At 46.7% G+C, this 13053-nt stretch carries 14 protein-coding genes; 7 read left to right on the top strand and 7 right to left on the bottom strand.

All coding sequences use genetic code 11. The features are described from left to right. Positions 1-33: 33 nt before the first annotated feature. On the bottom strand, positions 34-1746 hold the full coding sequence (gene gldG / locus AC5JBY_RS07895; protein WP_495904024.1) for a gliding motility-associated ABC transporter substrate-binding protein GldG: 1713 nt from the start codon (positions 1744-1746) through the stop codon (positions 34-36). Between the two features lie 48 nt (positions 1747-1794). Beyond that, complete coding sequence (gene gldF, locus AC5JBY_RS07890) at positions 1795-2517, bottom strand: gliding motility-associated ABC transporter permease subunit GldF (RefSeq protein WP_495904023.1); 723 nt, start codon at positions 2515-2517, stop codon at positions 1795-1797. Positions 2518-3140: 623 nt separating this feature from the next. Between gldF and AC5JBY_RS07885 the strand changes: the two genes are divergently transcribed. Together AC5JBY_RS07885 and AC5JBY_RS07880 are read left to right on the top strand one after the other, a co-directional pair. Beyond that, complete coding sequence (locus AC5JBY_RS07885) at positions 3141-3500, top strand: BlaI/MecI/CopY family transcriptional regulator (protein ID WP_495904022.1); 360 nt, start codon at positions 3141-3143, stop codon at positions 3498-3500. Between the two features lie 11 nt (positions 3501-3511). Continuing rightward, positions 3512-5059 (top strand): c-type cytochrome, encoded by a 1548-nt coding sequence (locus AC5JBY_RS07880; protein WP_495904021.1) that lies wholly within the window; start codon positions 3512-3514, stop codon positions 5057-5059. 14 nt (positions 5060-5073) lie between these two features. Here AC5JBY_RS07880 and AC5JBY_RS07875 read toward each other — a convergent pair whose 3' ends face one another. Further along, positions 5074-6237: an IscS subfamily cysteine desulfurase gene (locus AC5JBY_RS07875; protein WP_495904020.1), complete on the bottom strand. Its 1164-nt coding sequence runs from the start codon at positions 6235-6237 to the stop codon at positions 5074-5076. A 70-nt stretch (positions 6238-6307) separates the two neighbouring features. Here AC5JBY_RS07875 and mce point away from each other — a divergent pair, with 70 nt between their 5' ends. Next, a complete protein-coding gene (gene mce, locus AC5JBY_RS07870) occupies positions 6308-6709 on the top strand; it encodes a methylmalonyl-CoA epimerase (protein WP_495904019.1) in 402 nt (133 codons plus the stop codon). Position 6710: 1 nt separating this feature from the next. Here the strand turns inward: mce and AC5JBY_RS07865 are convergent, their stop codons facing one another. From AC5JBY_RS07865 to arfB, 3 genes are read right to left on the bottom strand one after another with little or no spacing between them, the layout of a single operon-like run. Then, a complete protein-coding gene (locus AC5JBY_RS07865) occupies positions 6711-7754 on the bottom strand; it encodes a cytochrome-c peroxidase (protein ID WP_495904018.1) in 1044 nt (347 codons plus the stop codon). A gap of 2 nt (positions 7755-7756) precedes the next feature. After that, a complete protein-coding gene (locus AC5JBY_RS07860) occupies positions 7757-8536 on the bottom strand; it encodes an MbnP family protein (RefSeq protein ID WP_495904017.1) in 780 nt (259 codons plus the stop codon). 46 nt (positions 8537-8582) lie between these two features. After that, positions 8583-8996 (bottom strand): alternative ribosome rescue aminoacyl-tRNA hydrolase ArfB, encoded by a 414-nt coding sequence (gene arfB, locus AC5JBY_RS07855; RefSeq protein ID WP_495904016.1) that lies wholly within the window; start codon positions 8994-8996, stop codon positions 8583-8585. Positions 8997-9056: 60 nt separating this feature from the next. Here arfB and dtd point away from each other — a divergent pair, with 60 nt between their 5' ends. From dtd to AC5JBY_RS07840, 3 genes are read left to right on the top strand one after another with little or no spacing between them, the layout of a single operon-like run. Continuing rightward, positions 9057-9509 carry a D-aminoacyl-tRNA deacylase gene (gene dtd, locus AC5JBY_RS07850; RefSeq protein ID WP_495904015.1) on the top strand — a complete coding sequence of 151 codons (453 nt, stop codon included), beginning with the start codon at positions 9057-9059 and terminating at the stop codon, positions 9507-9509. Between the two features lie 11 nt (positions 9510-9520). Next, entirely contained in the window at positions 9521-9853 is a 333-nt protein-coding gene (locus AC5JBY_RS07845; protein ID WP_495904014.1) for a nucleotide pyrophosphohydrolase, read from the top strand. 12 nt (positions 9854-9865) lie between these two features. Beyond that, positions 9866-10846, top strand: a complete 981-nt coding sequence (locus tag AC5JBY_RS07840) for a hypothetical protein (RefSeq protein WP_495904013.1) — start codon at positions 9866-9868, stop codon at positions 10844-10846. Here AC5JBY_RS07840 and AC5JBY_RS07835 read toward each other — a convergent pair. Next, positions 10843-11175, bottom strand: a complete 333-nt coding sequence (locus AC5JBY_RS07835) for a hypothetical protein (protein ID WP_495904012.1) — start codon at positions 11173-11175, stop codon at positions 10843-10845. The genes AC5JBY_RS07840 and AC5JBY_RS07835 overlap by 4 nt on opposite strands. A gap of 198 nt (positions 11176-11373) precedes the next feature. On the opposite strand from AC5JBY_RS07835, the gene AC5JBY_RS07830 reads away from it, so the two are divergent. Beyond that, the gene (locus tag AC5JBY_RS07830; protein ID WP_495904011.1) at positions 11374-12813 is read left to right on the top strand and encodes a glycine--tRNA ligase; all 1440 of its coding nucleotides are present in this window, start codon (positions 11374-11376) and stop codon (positions 12811-12813) included. Positions 12814-13053: the final 240 nt, after the last annotated feature.

Genomic DNA, 13053 nt, shown 5'->3' with positions numbered 1-13053 from the left:
TTGATGGCAGCAAAGATAGGGGACTCCAACTCTCTACTGGTATTTCCGCTTCCTTACTGTTTGATAAATAAAACCAAAAAGTACTACCAGCAAAACAGGTACCCCGATATTGATCAACTGCCATTGGGATTTCTCATTTTCCACCTTTTCAGGGTCAAGCAGACGGAGTGTATAATCCTTGGACCTTGTTTCAAGGATGCCGGAGGGATTCACGAGATATTCGATACAATTGAGGATGAAATCCCTGTTTGCGTATTGATAATTGGTAAATTGGTTGAAACCCATGGGAAGTGGTCCCTGCTGCTGCGAAAACACATTCGTAGCTATATCCGCATCCGAGATCACGATCATCTTATTCTCGTCATCCGAAGTTGCCCGGAAAGGCTGCTTGTAAATACCTGCCAGCGTATCCATTTTAGCCTGCGACAACCGGTTGGTAAACAGGGAAGAAAAGCGGCCTTCCAGCAGCATGGCCACCGGAATATTCGCTTTATTGAAAGTCTTCAGGTCTTCTTCCGTTTTCACGCTGTTGAGCGATACTATGGCCGGCGTACTGAGCGTACGGGCGTTGGACGAAGTAGCCAGCAACACCGTTTTACGCACCCCTGTAGCTTTTACCGTATCGATCGAATTGGGGAACATAGACAGCACCAGGTCCATATTCTTGGAAATAGGATGTCCTGTATAAGAAGATAACAGCGGAAAGTAAGGCCAATCCTGCAATTCCATCTGTGGCTTATCACCCATATTACCTACCACCAGCGGGAGGCGGTCGCACTGCAGATCCTGCACCAGGTCGGGGTTTATACGAACGCCATAGCGGAACAACTGATCGTCCAGGTTCAGCCCAAAATCAAAAGCCACAAAATCACTTTGCTTGCGCATCAGGCTGTCGAGACTGGCGTCCAGCTTATCGAGCAGCCAGATCACCTTGCCCCCATGCATAATGTATTGATCGATCTTCAGCTTCTGCTCATCGGTAAACTTCACAGTAGGCTTCATGATCACGATGGCATTGAAGTAGGCGGGGATCACCGGCACACTGTCGATGGGCACGAAGCCAAAACCATAATTATCCATCAGGGTTCCCTGAATGAGATCATATACATTGTAAGTCCTCGGTTCGCCATTATTCAGCAGATAGCCCACGGCAGGCACCTTATCGGCTGATATCTTTTGAATGGCATGTGCCAGTTTATATTCCAACAACGCTTCTGCATTGTTAAGCGTGCTGAAAGGATCGCCATCCGACACTTTAGAGCTTTGTAAAAAATCAACCGGGATGATCTTGTTCCCGATCGTTACCAGCGCACCGGGAAAAAGATAACGCTGCTCTTCGCCCTCTCCTTCTTTCACTTTTACCCGCACGTTGGTAGGCTTAAGGCCCATGCGCATCAGCGAGTCCATGGAAAAAGCGCCGGTAGTATCGCCCTGGTCCATGCTGGGCTTTTGAAACTTGTATTGAATATTGGCCTTACCGGTTTCTTTGAATTCCTGCAACAACTCCCGGGCACTGTTCGACAGCCTCCTGAAGCCCGCCGGCATGTTGTCGCCTTCCAGCAACACCGTCACCGTTACCGGCTCTTTCAGTTCGCGCAATAATTTTTTAGTAGGAGCAGAAAGTGTATACCGCTTTTCCTGGGTAAGGTCCAGCCGGAAATGAACCAACGTAGCGAGATAATTAATACCCACCAGCACGATCAACAAGGATAGCCACCAATATTTCGAGGCAAGAAGTTTTTTCATATTCAAGAAAAGCCCCAAAGGCTTTATTGATATTGATTATGGATTCGTTTATCGTTTCAACAGATTCCTTCCCGTAAACACCAGGAAAAAGCCGATCACGCTCAGGAAATAGATAATATCGCGGCTATCCACCACTCCGCGGCTCACGCTGCGGTAATGAAAATCGATGCCGGCCATCTCCACATAGTAGTCTGCACCCGCTTCCAGCGCCGGAATGCGGCTGATAGCATTGAAACCACTATATAGTATAAAACACACAAAAGCACTGACAATAAAAGCCACCACCGCATTATTGGTAAAGCTGCTGCAGCAGATGCCAATGGCTACGAAAGCCCCTACCAGGAAAACAAGCCCGATATAGGAACCAAGGATGGCGCCGGTATCGATGCTGCCTGTTTCGGACAGGCGCAGGATGGTGAAAATATAAACGAGCGTGGGCAGCAGGGCGATCAGCACCACCAGCAGGGAGCCAAAATACTTGCCCCCTACCACCTGCCAACGGCTGAGCGGTTTGGTTTGTAAGATCTCGAACGTGCCTCCTTTAAACTCATCGGCAAAGCTGCGCATGGTAATGGCAGGGATGAGCAGTAATAGTATCCAGGGAGCTAATTCAAAAAATTTATCAAGTGTAGCGTATCCAAAATCAAGGATATTGGTATCAGGAAATACGAAAAGGAACAACCCATTCAAAAGAAGGAACACCACGATGGCGATATACCCGGTAAGGCTACTGAAGAACTGACGAAACTCTTTTTTACAAACAGGCCACATGCGTACGAAAATAAGAGATTATACCTATAAAAAAAGAAATGCTTAACGGAGTGATCTACGAAAGAAGGATTTCCCTAAATTCGCTTTCTCCCTACACAAAAAATCCATTCCCTACTGTTAACTGATTGTGATTATTAACGCTTTAGCCATACATATATTTTACACAGATAACCATAACCTACTGCAACAAAAACTCTCCGCCGGGAGAGTTTTTGCGTTTTAGCCCTTTCCGCAAGCTTTTCCCTCAAGGTTCACTATGTACGCCATGTCGTTGAATTAAGCTGCCACTGCGATTACCTTGAAGCCTGGTTTCAAAGTCTCATAAACCTTCCATCCTGGGGTCATCTTAGGGTCATCCTAGGGTTTTCTTAGGGTTTTTGTAGGCTTTTTATCTTAGCATAACCCTAAGATAACCCTACCATAGCCGCAAAAAAACCTCTAAAACAAGCCATTCATTGCCTTTGAATCAAGCTGTAATGCTCTCCTCCGGATAAGCTTTACTACCCCTTCCTGGCGCTATTGCAAACCCCTTGAGAAAATAAATTAGCCACCATCTACTGGTTTTTCAGTAGATTAACTTATTTTTACGTTACACAACTAATAAATACGTTAAACACCTCATCATGGAAGAACTCACCAAAACAGAAGAGCGCATCATGCAGATCATCTGGCAATTGGAGAAATGCTTTGTGAAGGACATAATAGATAAGCTGGATGACGAGCCAAAGCCCCCCTACACCACCATCTCCTCGGTAGTGCGCATCCTGGAGACCAAGGGATTCGTGGGACATAAAGCCTACGGCAAGACCCATGAATACTTCCCCCTCATTACCCGGGAGGAATTTGGCAAAAGCAGCTTCCGCCGCATGTTCAAAGAGTACTTTGAAGGCAAACCCGAAAAGGTGCTCTCCTTTATGATGGAAGACGAAAAGCTGAGCCCCGACGAAATAGAACAACTGAAAAAATTCATCGACCAACAATAAACCCTATCAATATGAACAGCCTGTTGCAATACCTGCTGAACATATCCTTCAGCATCCTGCCGTTTTACCTGCTCTACCTGCTATGCTTTCGCCGGCTCACCTTTTTCAACTGGAACCGCTGGTACATCCTGGCCTCATTGATCATCAGCGCGCTTATCCCTTTGATCAGTTTCCCTGCAGGCGAAAATCAATACCTGCCGGTACAAAACCTGCCCTTCCTGCACCAGCCTGCTGCTGCTGCGCCCGTAGCCCCGCAATTGCCGGCAACAACAGTCGCTCCACTCGACTGGTCGCAACTAATATTGATTATCTATATAGGAGGTGTACTTGTCACCGCCACCAGCCTGTTGGCCAGCCTCGCCCGCATCGCAAAGATGATCCGCGATAACGCCGGCGAACGTACTCATGGGTACCGCATCATCAAAAGTGAACATGTGCGGGTAAATGCCTCCTTCTTTGGCTACATCTTCCTGCAGCCATCCCTCAACACCGAAGAAGCTTTTACCGTCATCATGCATGAAGATGCACATGCCCGCCGCCGCCATACCCTTGATATACTGCTGCTGGAAATGTTCAAAATATTCCTGTGGTTTCACCCTGCCCTGTATCACTATAAAAAATTATTGCAGGAAGCGCATGAGTTTGAAGTAGACCGGGAAACAGCGCTCGTCACCAATAAAAAGGACTATGCCCACCTGCTTTTAAAACTGCAGAGCGGCCACACTCCTTCCCTCGTCAACAGCTACAACTCAACGGGCATCACCCAAAGAATAAAAATGCTCTTTGCAGAAAGGACCAAAGGCTCCCGGAAAATGGCCTACCTGCTGGTATTGCCCTGCCTCGCCATCATAACCATGTATTGCAGCAAAAAAACCACCGATCTGCAGGCAAGCGTGATAGAAGTGACCCATGGAGAATATGGCATCTTCGAAGAGAGCCCACAAGAATTGCGGTACATCCTGAACCCACAAAAGATCAAAAGGATGGAAGATTACCATGCTTTTCTGTATGGTGAAGAACTGAAAAAGATAGGCCAGCGTTTTGGTCAATACAATGTAAACGTGCGTGCTTTTACCTATTCAAAAACTACAGGACCAACAGAAGAATGTGGAATGATACTATATGGCAAGAGAGAGATCATGGCCGGATTTAAAATGGAAGAACTGCTCAAGCAAAATCTGTCGATCGAGTTATCGGTGAATAAAAGTACCGGTGAAGCACAAGTCCATTCTGTAACACAACAGGCGCCCGCAGAGCGTGACAGCGATAAATACAAAGCTGTCATTGAGAATGGGCAGCAATTATTTGCAGCCAATTGCGCAGCCTGCCACAAAGTAGATAAAGACATGACAGGCCCGGCCCTCTCCGGTATCGAAAACCGCAGAACAAAAGAGTGGCTCTATCAATACATTCGCAACAGTAATGACCTGCTACGCATAGGAGACTCTACAGCGCTGCAACTGTACAGCGACTGGGACAAAACGCCTATGACCGTTTTCCCGCATCTGAAAAACCAGGATATCGATGCCATGCTGGCCTATATCCGTGCAGCAGAATAATAAAAAGTTGAAGATCACTGAATACTTAGTGAACGTAAGGTTTTGACAGTTTGAGAAACCTGTTCAATAACATAATCAATCTCGTCCTCTGTCGTAAAACGACCAACACTAAAGCGCAGGGAGCTGCGGGCCAGTTCGTCCTCCAGCCCCAGCGCTTTTAACACGAAACTGGGCTCCATAGAAGCAGAAGTACAGGCAGAGCCGGTGGCCACCGCAATATTTTTATTGAAGCCCAACATCAGGGCATTACCATCTACATATTTGAAAGCGAGGTTGGAAACATGCGGCAGGCGATGCGCTGCATCACCATTTACAGACACCCCTTCCAGTTGCAGTAAAGCACTTTCCAGTTTGTCGCGCAGCTTGCGTAGCTGTTGGCCTTCTGTGGCCAGTTGCTCACGGCACAACTCGGCAGCTTTACCCAAGCCAACAATGCCCGGAACATTCAGCGTACCGCTGCGCAAACCACGCTCATGGCCGCCGCCATCTATCTGGGCAGTAAGCCGCACACGCGGATTCTTACGACGCACATACAAGCCACCCACGCCTTTGGGGCCATACATTTTATGTGCTGAAAAACTCATGATGTCGATACCATCATTGATCACATGCACCGGCACTTTACCAACAGCCTGCGTAGCATCACTGAAAAACAATACCCCATGTTGCTTTGCAATACGGCTAATGGCCTGCACGGGCTGAATGACCCCTGTTTCATTATTGGCATACATGATGGCAATAAGGATGGTAGCAGGCGTAATAGCCGCTTCCAATTGTTCCAGGCTGATCAATCCTTTATTATCCACCGGCAGGTAAGTGACCTGCACACCTTGCTTTTCCAGGTGCTTGCAGGCATCCAGCACAGCTTTGTGTTCAGTAACGCAGGTAATGAGGTGATTGCCTTTGCCGGCATACATTTCCACCACACCCTTCAACGCCAGGTTATTACTTTCCGTGGCGCCGGAGGTAAAAACGACCTCCGTGGCATCGGCCCCTATTAAAGCCGCTACCTGTTTGCGCGCATAGTCTACTGCCTCTTCAGCCTGCCAGCCCAGCGCATGCTGCCGGCTGGCCGCATTGCCAAACTGTGTGGTGAAAAAAGGCAACATGGCCTCCACCACCGCCGGGTCGCAGGGCGTGGTAGCATTATAATCAAGATATACAGGCAGATTCAGCATACAATAAACCTAACACAAAATTACCGCAATTGGTTGGATTGCTATCTTTGAACAACTACAATAACTACCTATGCAGAAAGTAGAACATATTGGAATTGCCGTGAAAGACCTCGCCCAATCTATCCCCCTCTTTGAAAAGCTGCTCAACACTACCTGCTACAAAACCGAAGTAGTGGCCAGCGAACAGGTAACTACTGCCTTCTTCCGGCAGGGAGAAACCAAGATCGAACTACTGGAAAGCGTGGACCCGCAGGGCGTCATTGCCCGCTACATAGAAAAGAAAGGAGAGGGCATCCACCACATTGCCTTTGCGGTAGACGATATAGAAGCCGAAATGAAAAGGCTGCAGGCCGAAGGCTTTACCCTACTCAATGAAACGCCCAAGCCCGGCGCCGACAATAAGCTCGTTTGCTTTCTACATCCTAAAGGAACCAATGGAGTATTAGTAGAACTGTGCATGGAAAAAAAGTAAGCTATTCCGGTGGTCCAAACCTTTTATCCTTAATAAACGTGGAGTCGGTAAGGGTGCGCAGAAAAGCCTGCAGATAGATCTTGTCATTTGCGGTCAGGGCGATACCATTCCTCACCAGTGGGTCAACAGTAGTGCTCACCTGCACACCGCTGTTGTAATGCTCCAGCGCCTGATTTACCGAAAGGAAACGTCCATCATGTGCGTAGGGGAAAGTGAGGTACAGGTTGCGCAGACTGGGCACTTTGAACTTGAGTGAGTCGGCCTTATTGTTGGTAATACGCATCCGGCCAAAATCATTGATCGTTGGATCAACCGGTATACCCGTATTGCGGAAACTATTGTCAGTAAACAATGGTTCGGCATGACAGCTGGCGCATTTGGCTTTGAATATCGTATAGCCTGTTTGTTCCACCTGATCGAAAGTAGCAGCGCCCTTCTTCATCCGGTCATATTTGGAATCAGCCGATACCAGCGATCCCATAAACTGCGTCAGCGAAAACAGCATCCGTTGACTATTGATCGTTTCATCACCAAAAGCCGCTTTGAACATGGCTTTATAAGTAGCGTCCTGATTCAACTTATTGATCACGTTATTGATATCCTCCGCCATTTCATTGGGCGCAGTGATCGGCGCCAGCGGTTGCACTTCGAGATTATTGATACCACCATCCCAATGCGTTTCCTTTTGCCATACCAGGTTGAACATGCCCGGCGCATTACGCAGGGTGAATTGATTATTGAACCCGTGGCTCAGGTTATGATCGAACGTAGCAAAAGCAGCAAACTGCTGGTGGCAGGAAGCACAGGGGAAATTTCCATCTTTGGAAAGACGACCATCATAAAACAACTTGCGGCCCAGCTCAAATCCTTCTTCCGTTAAAGGATTGGTAGCAAAAGTATATTGAGGAGCAGGGAATCCTGGTGGGATCGTAAAGTTGAGCGGCGTAGGTCCGCTGCTACCAACATTAGACTTCTTACATGCCTGTATCCATACTGCACCCAGTATCAGAAAAAGAGAAATGCGTATAGTCCATCGTATGGTCACAGTTAGTCATTAGTGATACTCACTACCGTAAACATTTTTGAGTAGTTGTCTGCGATCTGCTGAGCCAGCGGGCCTGCAGTCATCACAGCCGGGTTGGCGCTGATGCGGATATCATGCGGGCTATTGAACCAGTCATATGCATCGGCAACAATATTCATCTCCGTGGTCTTCTTTGGCTGCATATCCACATTCTCGCCAAACGGATACAATAAAGTTACCTTTTTTATCACGCTTTCAGCCTTCTTAAACCCACCAATATGGTATTCAAACATCTTTCCGGGAGCGGTGGAAGAAGGAGAAGTACCCTCCAGCTTGGCCATGATGTAGCCGGTATTCCAGGCCCAGAACATGCCCTTGGCGGGATCGAGGGCGCCTGTTTGCGCACCACTTACATTCAGCGCACTATCGACACCTATCGTAAAAGCAATGCGGTTGTACTTATACGGCTTTACAGACAGCTTCAATGTGGATGAGTTGGTGTCGGCAAAATCGATCAGGAAATATCTCTGATCACCAACATGGTATATCATGCCGGAATCGGTATTGATGAGCTCGATGGCGTGGATATAAAACTTAAAGGCTTTTACCGTAAAAGACTCTTTGAAGAAATTCTGGTAAGTAACCGTGTCAAACTTCATCTCTACCGAATCATATTGCACCACCGGTTTAAAACGGAGCACAATATTGTGATCGGGCTCTGTCACTACAACACCGTGAAGTTCCTTCTGACAGGAAATAACAGATACAGCAAGGATAAAGACAATAAAAGTTCTGGTAAGCATGGTTGGGTATTGAAGGTGTCGAACTTGCATGAGCACGGGTTAAAGGTTAATGATCAATAGGACGGATCTTCTGCCGGTTTTGTTTTTGTCCGGACTGTTTCTTTTTGGAATCCAATCGCTTTTCTTTGGAACCTTTTGAAGGTTTGGTAGCTATACGCTTTTTTTCCTTTTTTAGTGCCTGTTCGATCAAAACATGCATCTTTTTTACTACCTCCTGCTTGTTTTCCAACTGCGAGCGATGGACCTGGCTCTTTACTTGCAAAAACCCTTCCGAATTTATCTTCGACACCAACTTTTTACGCAATACTTCCTTCTGCTGATCACTCAATATCAATGAATTATCAATATCAAAATAACCCTCTACCATCGTCTCCACCTTATTTACGTTCTGCCCCCCTTTACCGCCGCTCCGGGCGGTTTTAAAAACAATTTCTTTCGATACATCAATCAAATTCGCCATATACAGTCATTTTGCCGGTTGCACAATCTTCCTATAAATTTACACACTAACCAATTAAATATGCGGGCAGTAATACAGCGCGTAAGCCAGGCCAGTGTGACCATCAATAATACAATACGCTCCAGCATCGGAAATGGTTTGTTGGTACTCGTAGGAATTGAGGATGCCGATACCCCCGAAGACATTACGTGGCTGAGCAACAAGATCGTCAACCTCCGCATCTTCAATGATGAGAACGGGGTAATGAATGTGTCCGCAAAAGAGAACGGCGGCGACATTATCCTGGTAAGCCAGTTTACCCTGCATGCCGCTACCAAAAAAGGTAACCGTCCCTCCTATATCCGCGCCAGTAAACCGGATATTGCCGTTCCACTCTACGAAAAGATGATTGCCCAGTTAGAAGCAGACCTCGGCAAACCCATCGGCACCGGAGAGTTTGGCGCCGACATGAAAGTGAGCCTCCTCAACGATGGTCCAGTGACCATCATTATAGACACCAAGAATAAAGAATAAAAAACCACAATATGGAACTTACACTCAATGATGCCCAGCAGCAGGTAGACCAATGGATCAAGACCGTAGGCGTTCGTTACTTCAATGAACTCACCAACCTTGGCATCCTGGTGGAAGAAGTAGGAGAGCTGTCCCGCCTGATGGTACGCATCTATGGTGAGCAATCATTTAAAGAAAGCGACAAGAATAAAAACCTGGCCGATGAAATGGCTGATGTATTATGGGTGCTCATTTGCCTGGCCAATCAAACCGGCGTCAACCTGACCGAAGCGCTGCAAAAGAACTTCGAGAAGAAAAATATCCGCGATGCCAACCGGCATATCAACAATGAGAAATTAAAGTAAGCTGCCCCTTGCATGAGTTATGAAAACCTGTCCGTAGAAGAAAGAATAGACCGTGCGGCTGAATACGCTTTATTGCTCGTAGCAGATGATAAAGACGTAGACACCATCGTTAAGGAGCTAAAGGAGATGTTTTACCTCACTGAGGAGCAGTCGATGCAGGCCTATGAAAAGATGCGTACCGATCATAAAAGCACCTACCATACAACTGTCAAACGAAACAATAACAAACTCCTGACCATAGCGGTATTTGGTTTACTCGCGGCAGCGGGCTATTTTATTCTCGGAGAAACAATAGGTGACAGCGGAATGGGATATGGGGCCATTGCATTTGCTGTGCTCTTTGTGCTTAGTGCAGTAGCTGCCATATTGATGCTTATTGGTAACATCGGTGAAAAATATAGAAAGCCAGCACAGACAGAAAATAATAAAACCATGCAACTTTCCCGTGAATTGCGAGCTGTATTGGGCATAATGCTGGTAACATCTCTTATGTACTTCTTTGGCTCCCAGGAGAATGTGATAGTAGAAAAAGAACTGATCACCATACCTTCACTGGTATTGTATAAAGAACCTGAGTTGATCAGATTATCGCGGAAACCCCATAAGCATGCCTTTCATTTCCGCTTTTTTGAAACACCGCACGTTTACCAGTTCAATGATAAGTATTATGACTACCGAGGAGGCGAATATTTTATAAAAGACCTCCATGCAGGAGATACGATCGCGATTCAATTGGAGCAAGATCAGGCAGACCGGTCGCAGGAGCGCTATGAGCCATATACCATCAAAATTGTCAACATCATCAAGCATGACACTCCCTATACCAATCACGTATACCGCAATAAGCAGGTAATCAAGAATAATGAAACCGGCAGGTGGATAGGGCTATGCGTGCTTGCTGCCGCACTGATCATCTTCGCCGGCGCGGTATTGTATAAAAAGCGGCAGCAAAACAGGTCTACTGCCGCTTCGGGAACCCGGAATAGTATTTAGCGCCGCGATATATCTACTAATTTAAAGATAAGTCCGCCTATGCCGGCAATAAGCATAACGATACCAAAGATGTATCCTGTGCTTCCGGAAGGGTACTTGCTCATCTTCATGATGCCGCTAAAAATAAAATAGATAGAGATCAGCACAGAGACAATGCCTACACCGGAAGAGGATTTGGCCCTGCCGGCAGCATTCGTCTGTCGCAAAGCTGCATTTACATCATCAGGAGTGTGCTGTTGCGAAAGGAGGTTTTTTCTGATCTCATCGATCGTAAAACCGGCTGCAATTTGCTTGTCGATCTCAAGGCGGATAGCTTCAACGTTTGTCATGGGAGTGGATTTTTAATCGTGTATAAATATAATAGCCAGCCGTAGTTTGCGCAAGGCAGGGGGCGATAATTAACAATCTGTCTTTTAAAACCACCCTTTTGACCGCATACGGCTATCTCAAAAGGTAAAAAATTATATGCGTACTATTTTTTGAATCACTGGGACAGATAATATTACGCATCCTTATCTTTGCCCGCTATGGCTTCAGATTCCAATAAGTTCCAGGCGATCATTTCGCATTGTAAGGAGTACGGATTTATTTTTCCGTCCAGTGAGATCTATGATGGGTTGAGTGCCGTATATGATTATGGCCAGTGGGGCAGCGAACTGAAGAAGAACATTCGCGACTACTGGTGGAAGAGCATGACCCAGATGCATGAAAACATTGTAGGGATCGACGCAGCCATCTTCATGCACCCTACAACCTGGAAAGCCAGCGGCCACGTCGATAATTTTAGTGACCCCATGATCGACAATAAGGACAGCAAAAAGCGCTACCGTGTCGATCACCTCATAGAAGCCCACGCCGAAGAACTGGAAAAAGCAGGCAAAAAAGCCGAAGCAGACGCCCTGATAGCTTCCATGGAAAGCCTGTTGGGCAAAGACGATATGGCTGGCTTAAAACAACTGATCGAAGACAACAAGATAAAGTGCAGCGTCAGCGGTACCTCCAACTGGACCGATGTGCGCCAGTTTAACCTCATGTTCTCTACCCAGCTGGGTAGTGTGGCCGAAGACGCCAATGAGATCTACCTCCGACCCGAAACCGCCCAGGGCATTTTCGTTAACTTCCTGAACGTACAGAAAACCGGCCGGATGAAGATCCCCTTTGGCATTGCCCAGGTGGGAAAAGCCTTCCGAAATGAGATCGTAGCCCGTCAGTTCGTATTCCGTATGCGTGAATTTGAGCAGATGGAAATGCAGTTTTTCATCCGTCCTGGCACAGAAGGCGAATGGTATGAGTACTGGAAAGCTGAGCGCCTGAAATGGCACCTAAGCCTGGGCATATCGCCCGAAAAGTACCGCTACCATGACCACGTAAAGCTGGCCCACTACGCCAAAGCTGCCTGTGATATCGAATATGAGTTCCCGATCGGCTTTAAAGAAGTAGAAGGCATCCATTCACGTGGCGATTTTGACCTAAGCCAGCACCAGCTGTACAGCAAAAAGAAGATACAATACTTTGATAATGAGATTAATCAGAACTACGTACCGTATGTAATCGAAACCTCCATCGGTCTCGATAGAACGATACTGCTGATCCTCAGTGAAGCCTATACCGAAGAAGACCTGAGCACGCCGGAAAAGCAGGACAGCCGGGTGGTATTGAAATTCCCTCCCAAGCTGGCGCCCATTAAACTGGCCGTGTTGCCGCTCACCAAAAAAGATGGCTTGCCCGAAATAGCAAGGCAAATCATGGATGAGTGCAAATCACATTTCTACTGCTTTTATGAGGAAAAGGACACCATTGGTAAGCGTTATCGCCGGATGGATGCCTTGGGCACTCCTTTCTGCATAACGGTTGACCATCAAACTAAGGAAGACAATACAGTGACTATCCGTTACCGGGATAATATGCAACAGGAGCGCATTCCGTTAAATAAAATCCTGGAGATTGTACAGAAACAAATTAATTAATTCTATATTTGAATTAAGCATCGATTAGTAAAAAGCGTAATATCTGAAAGACCTACTCCTCTTTTTTAAATGAACATGTGTCCTGTGAAAAACAACCACCCACGTTAGGCTCGTGTGTTTAGTAGTAAATGAAATAATTTAACTGGCCATCCGTTATAAGGAGACCGCCCTTTTGTCATGGGATGACTACCCTATACAAATTGGTAACCAAGTCCTTGTAACAGGATAGCTGGCATTTAA

Source organism: Paraflavitalea sp., from assembly GCF_059502485.1.
This window is presented reverse-complemented; position numbering and strand designations above follow the sequence as displayed.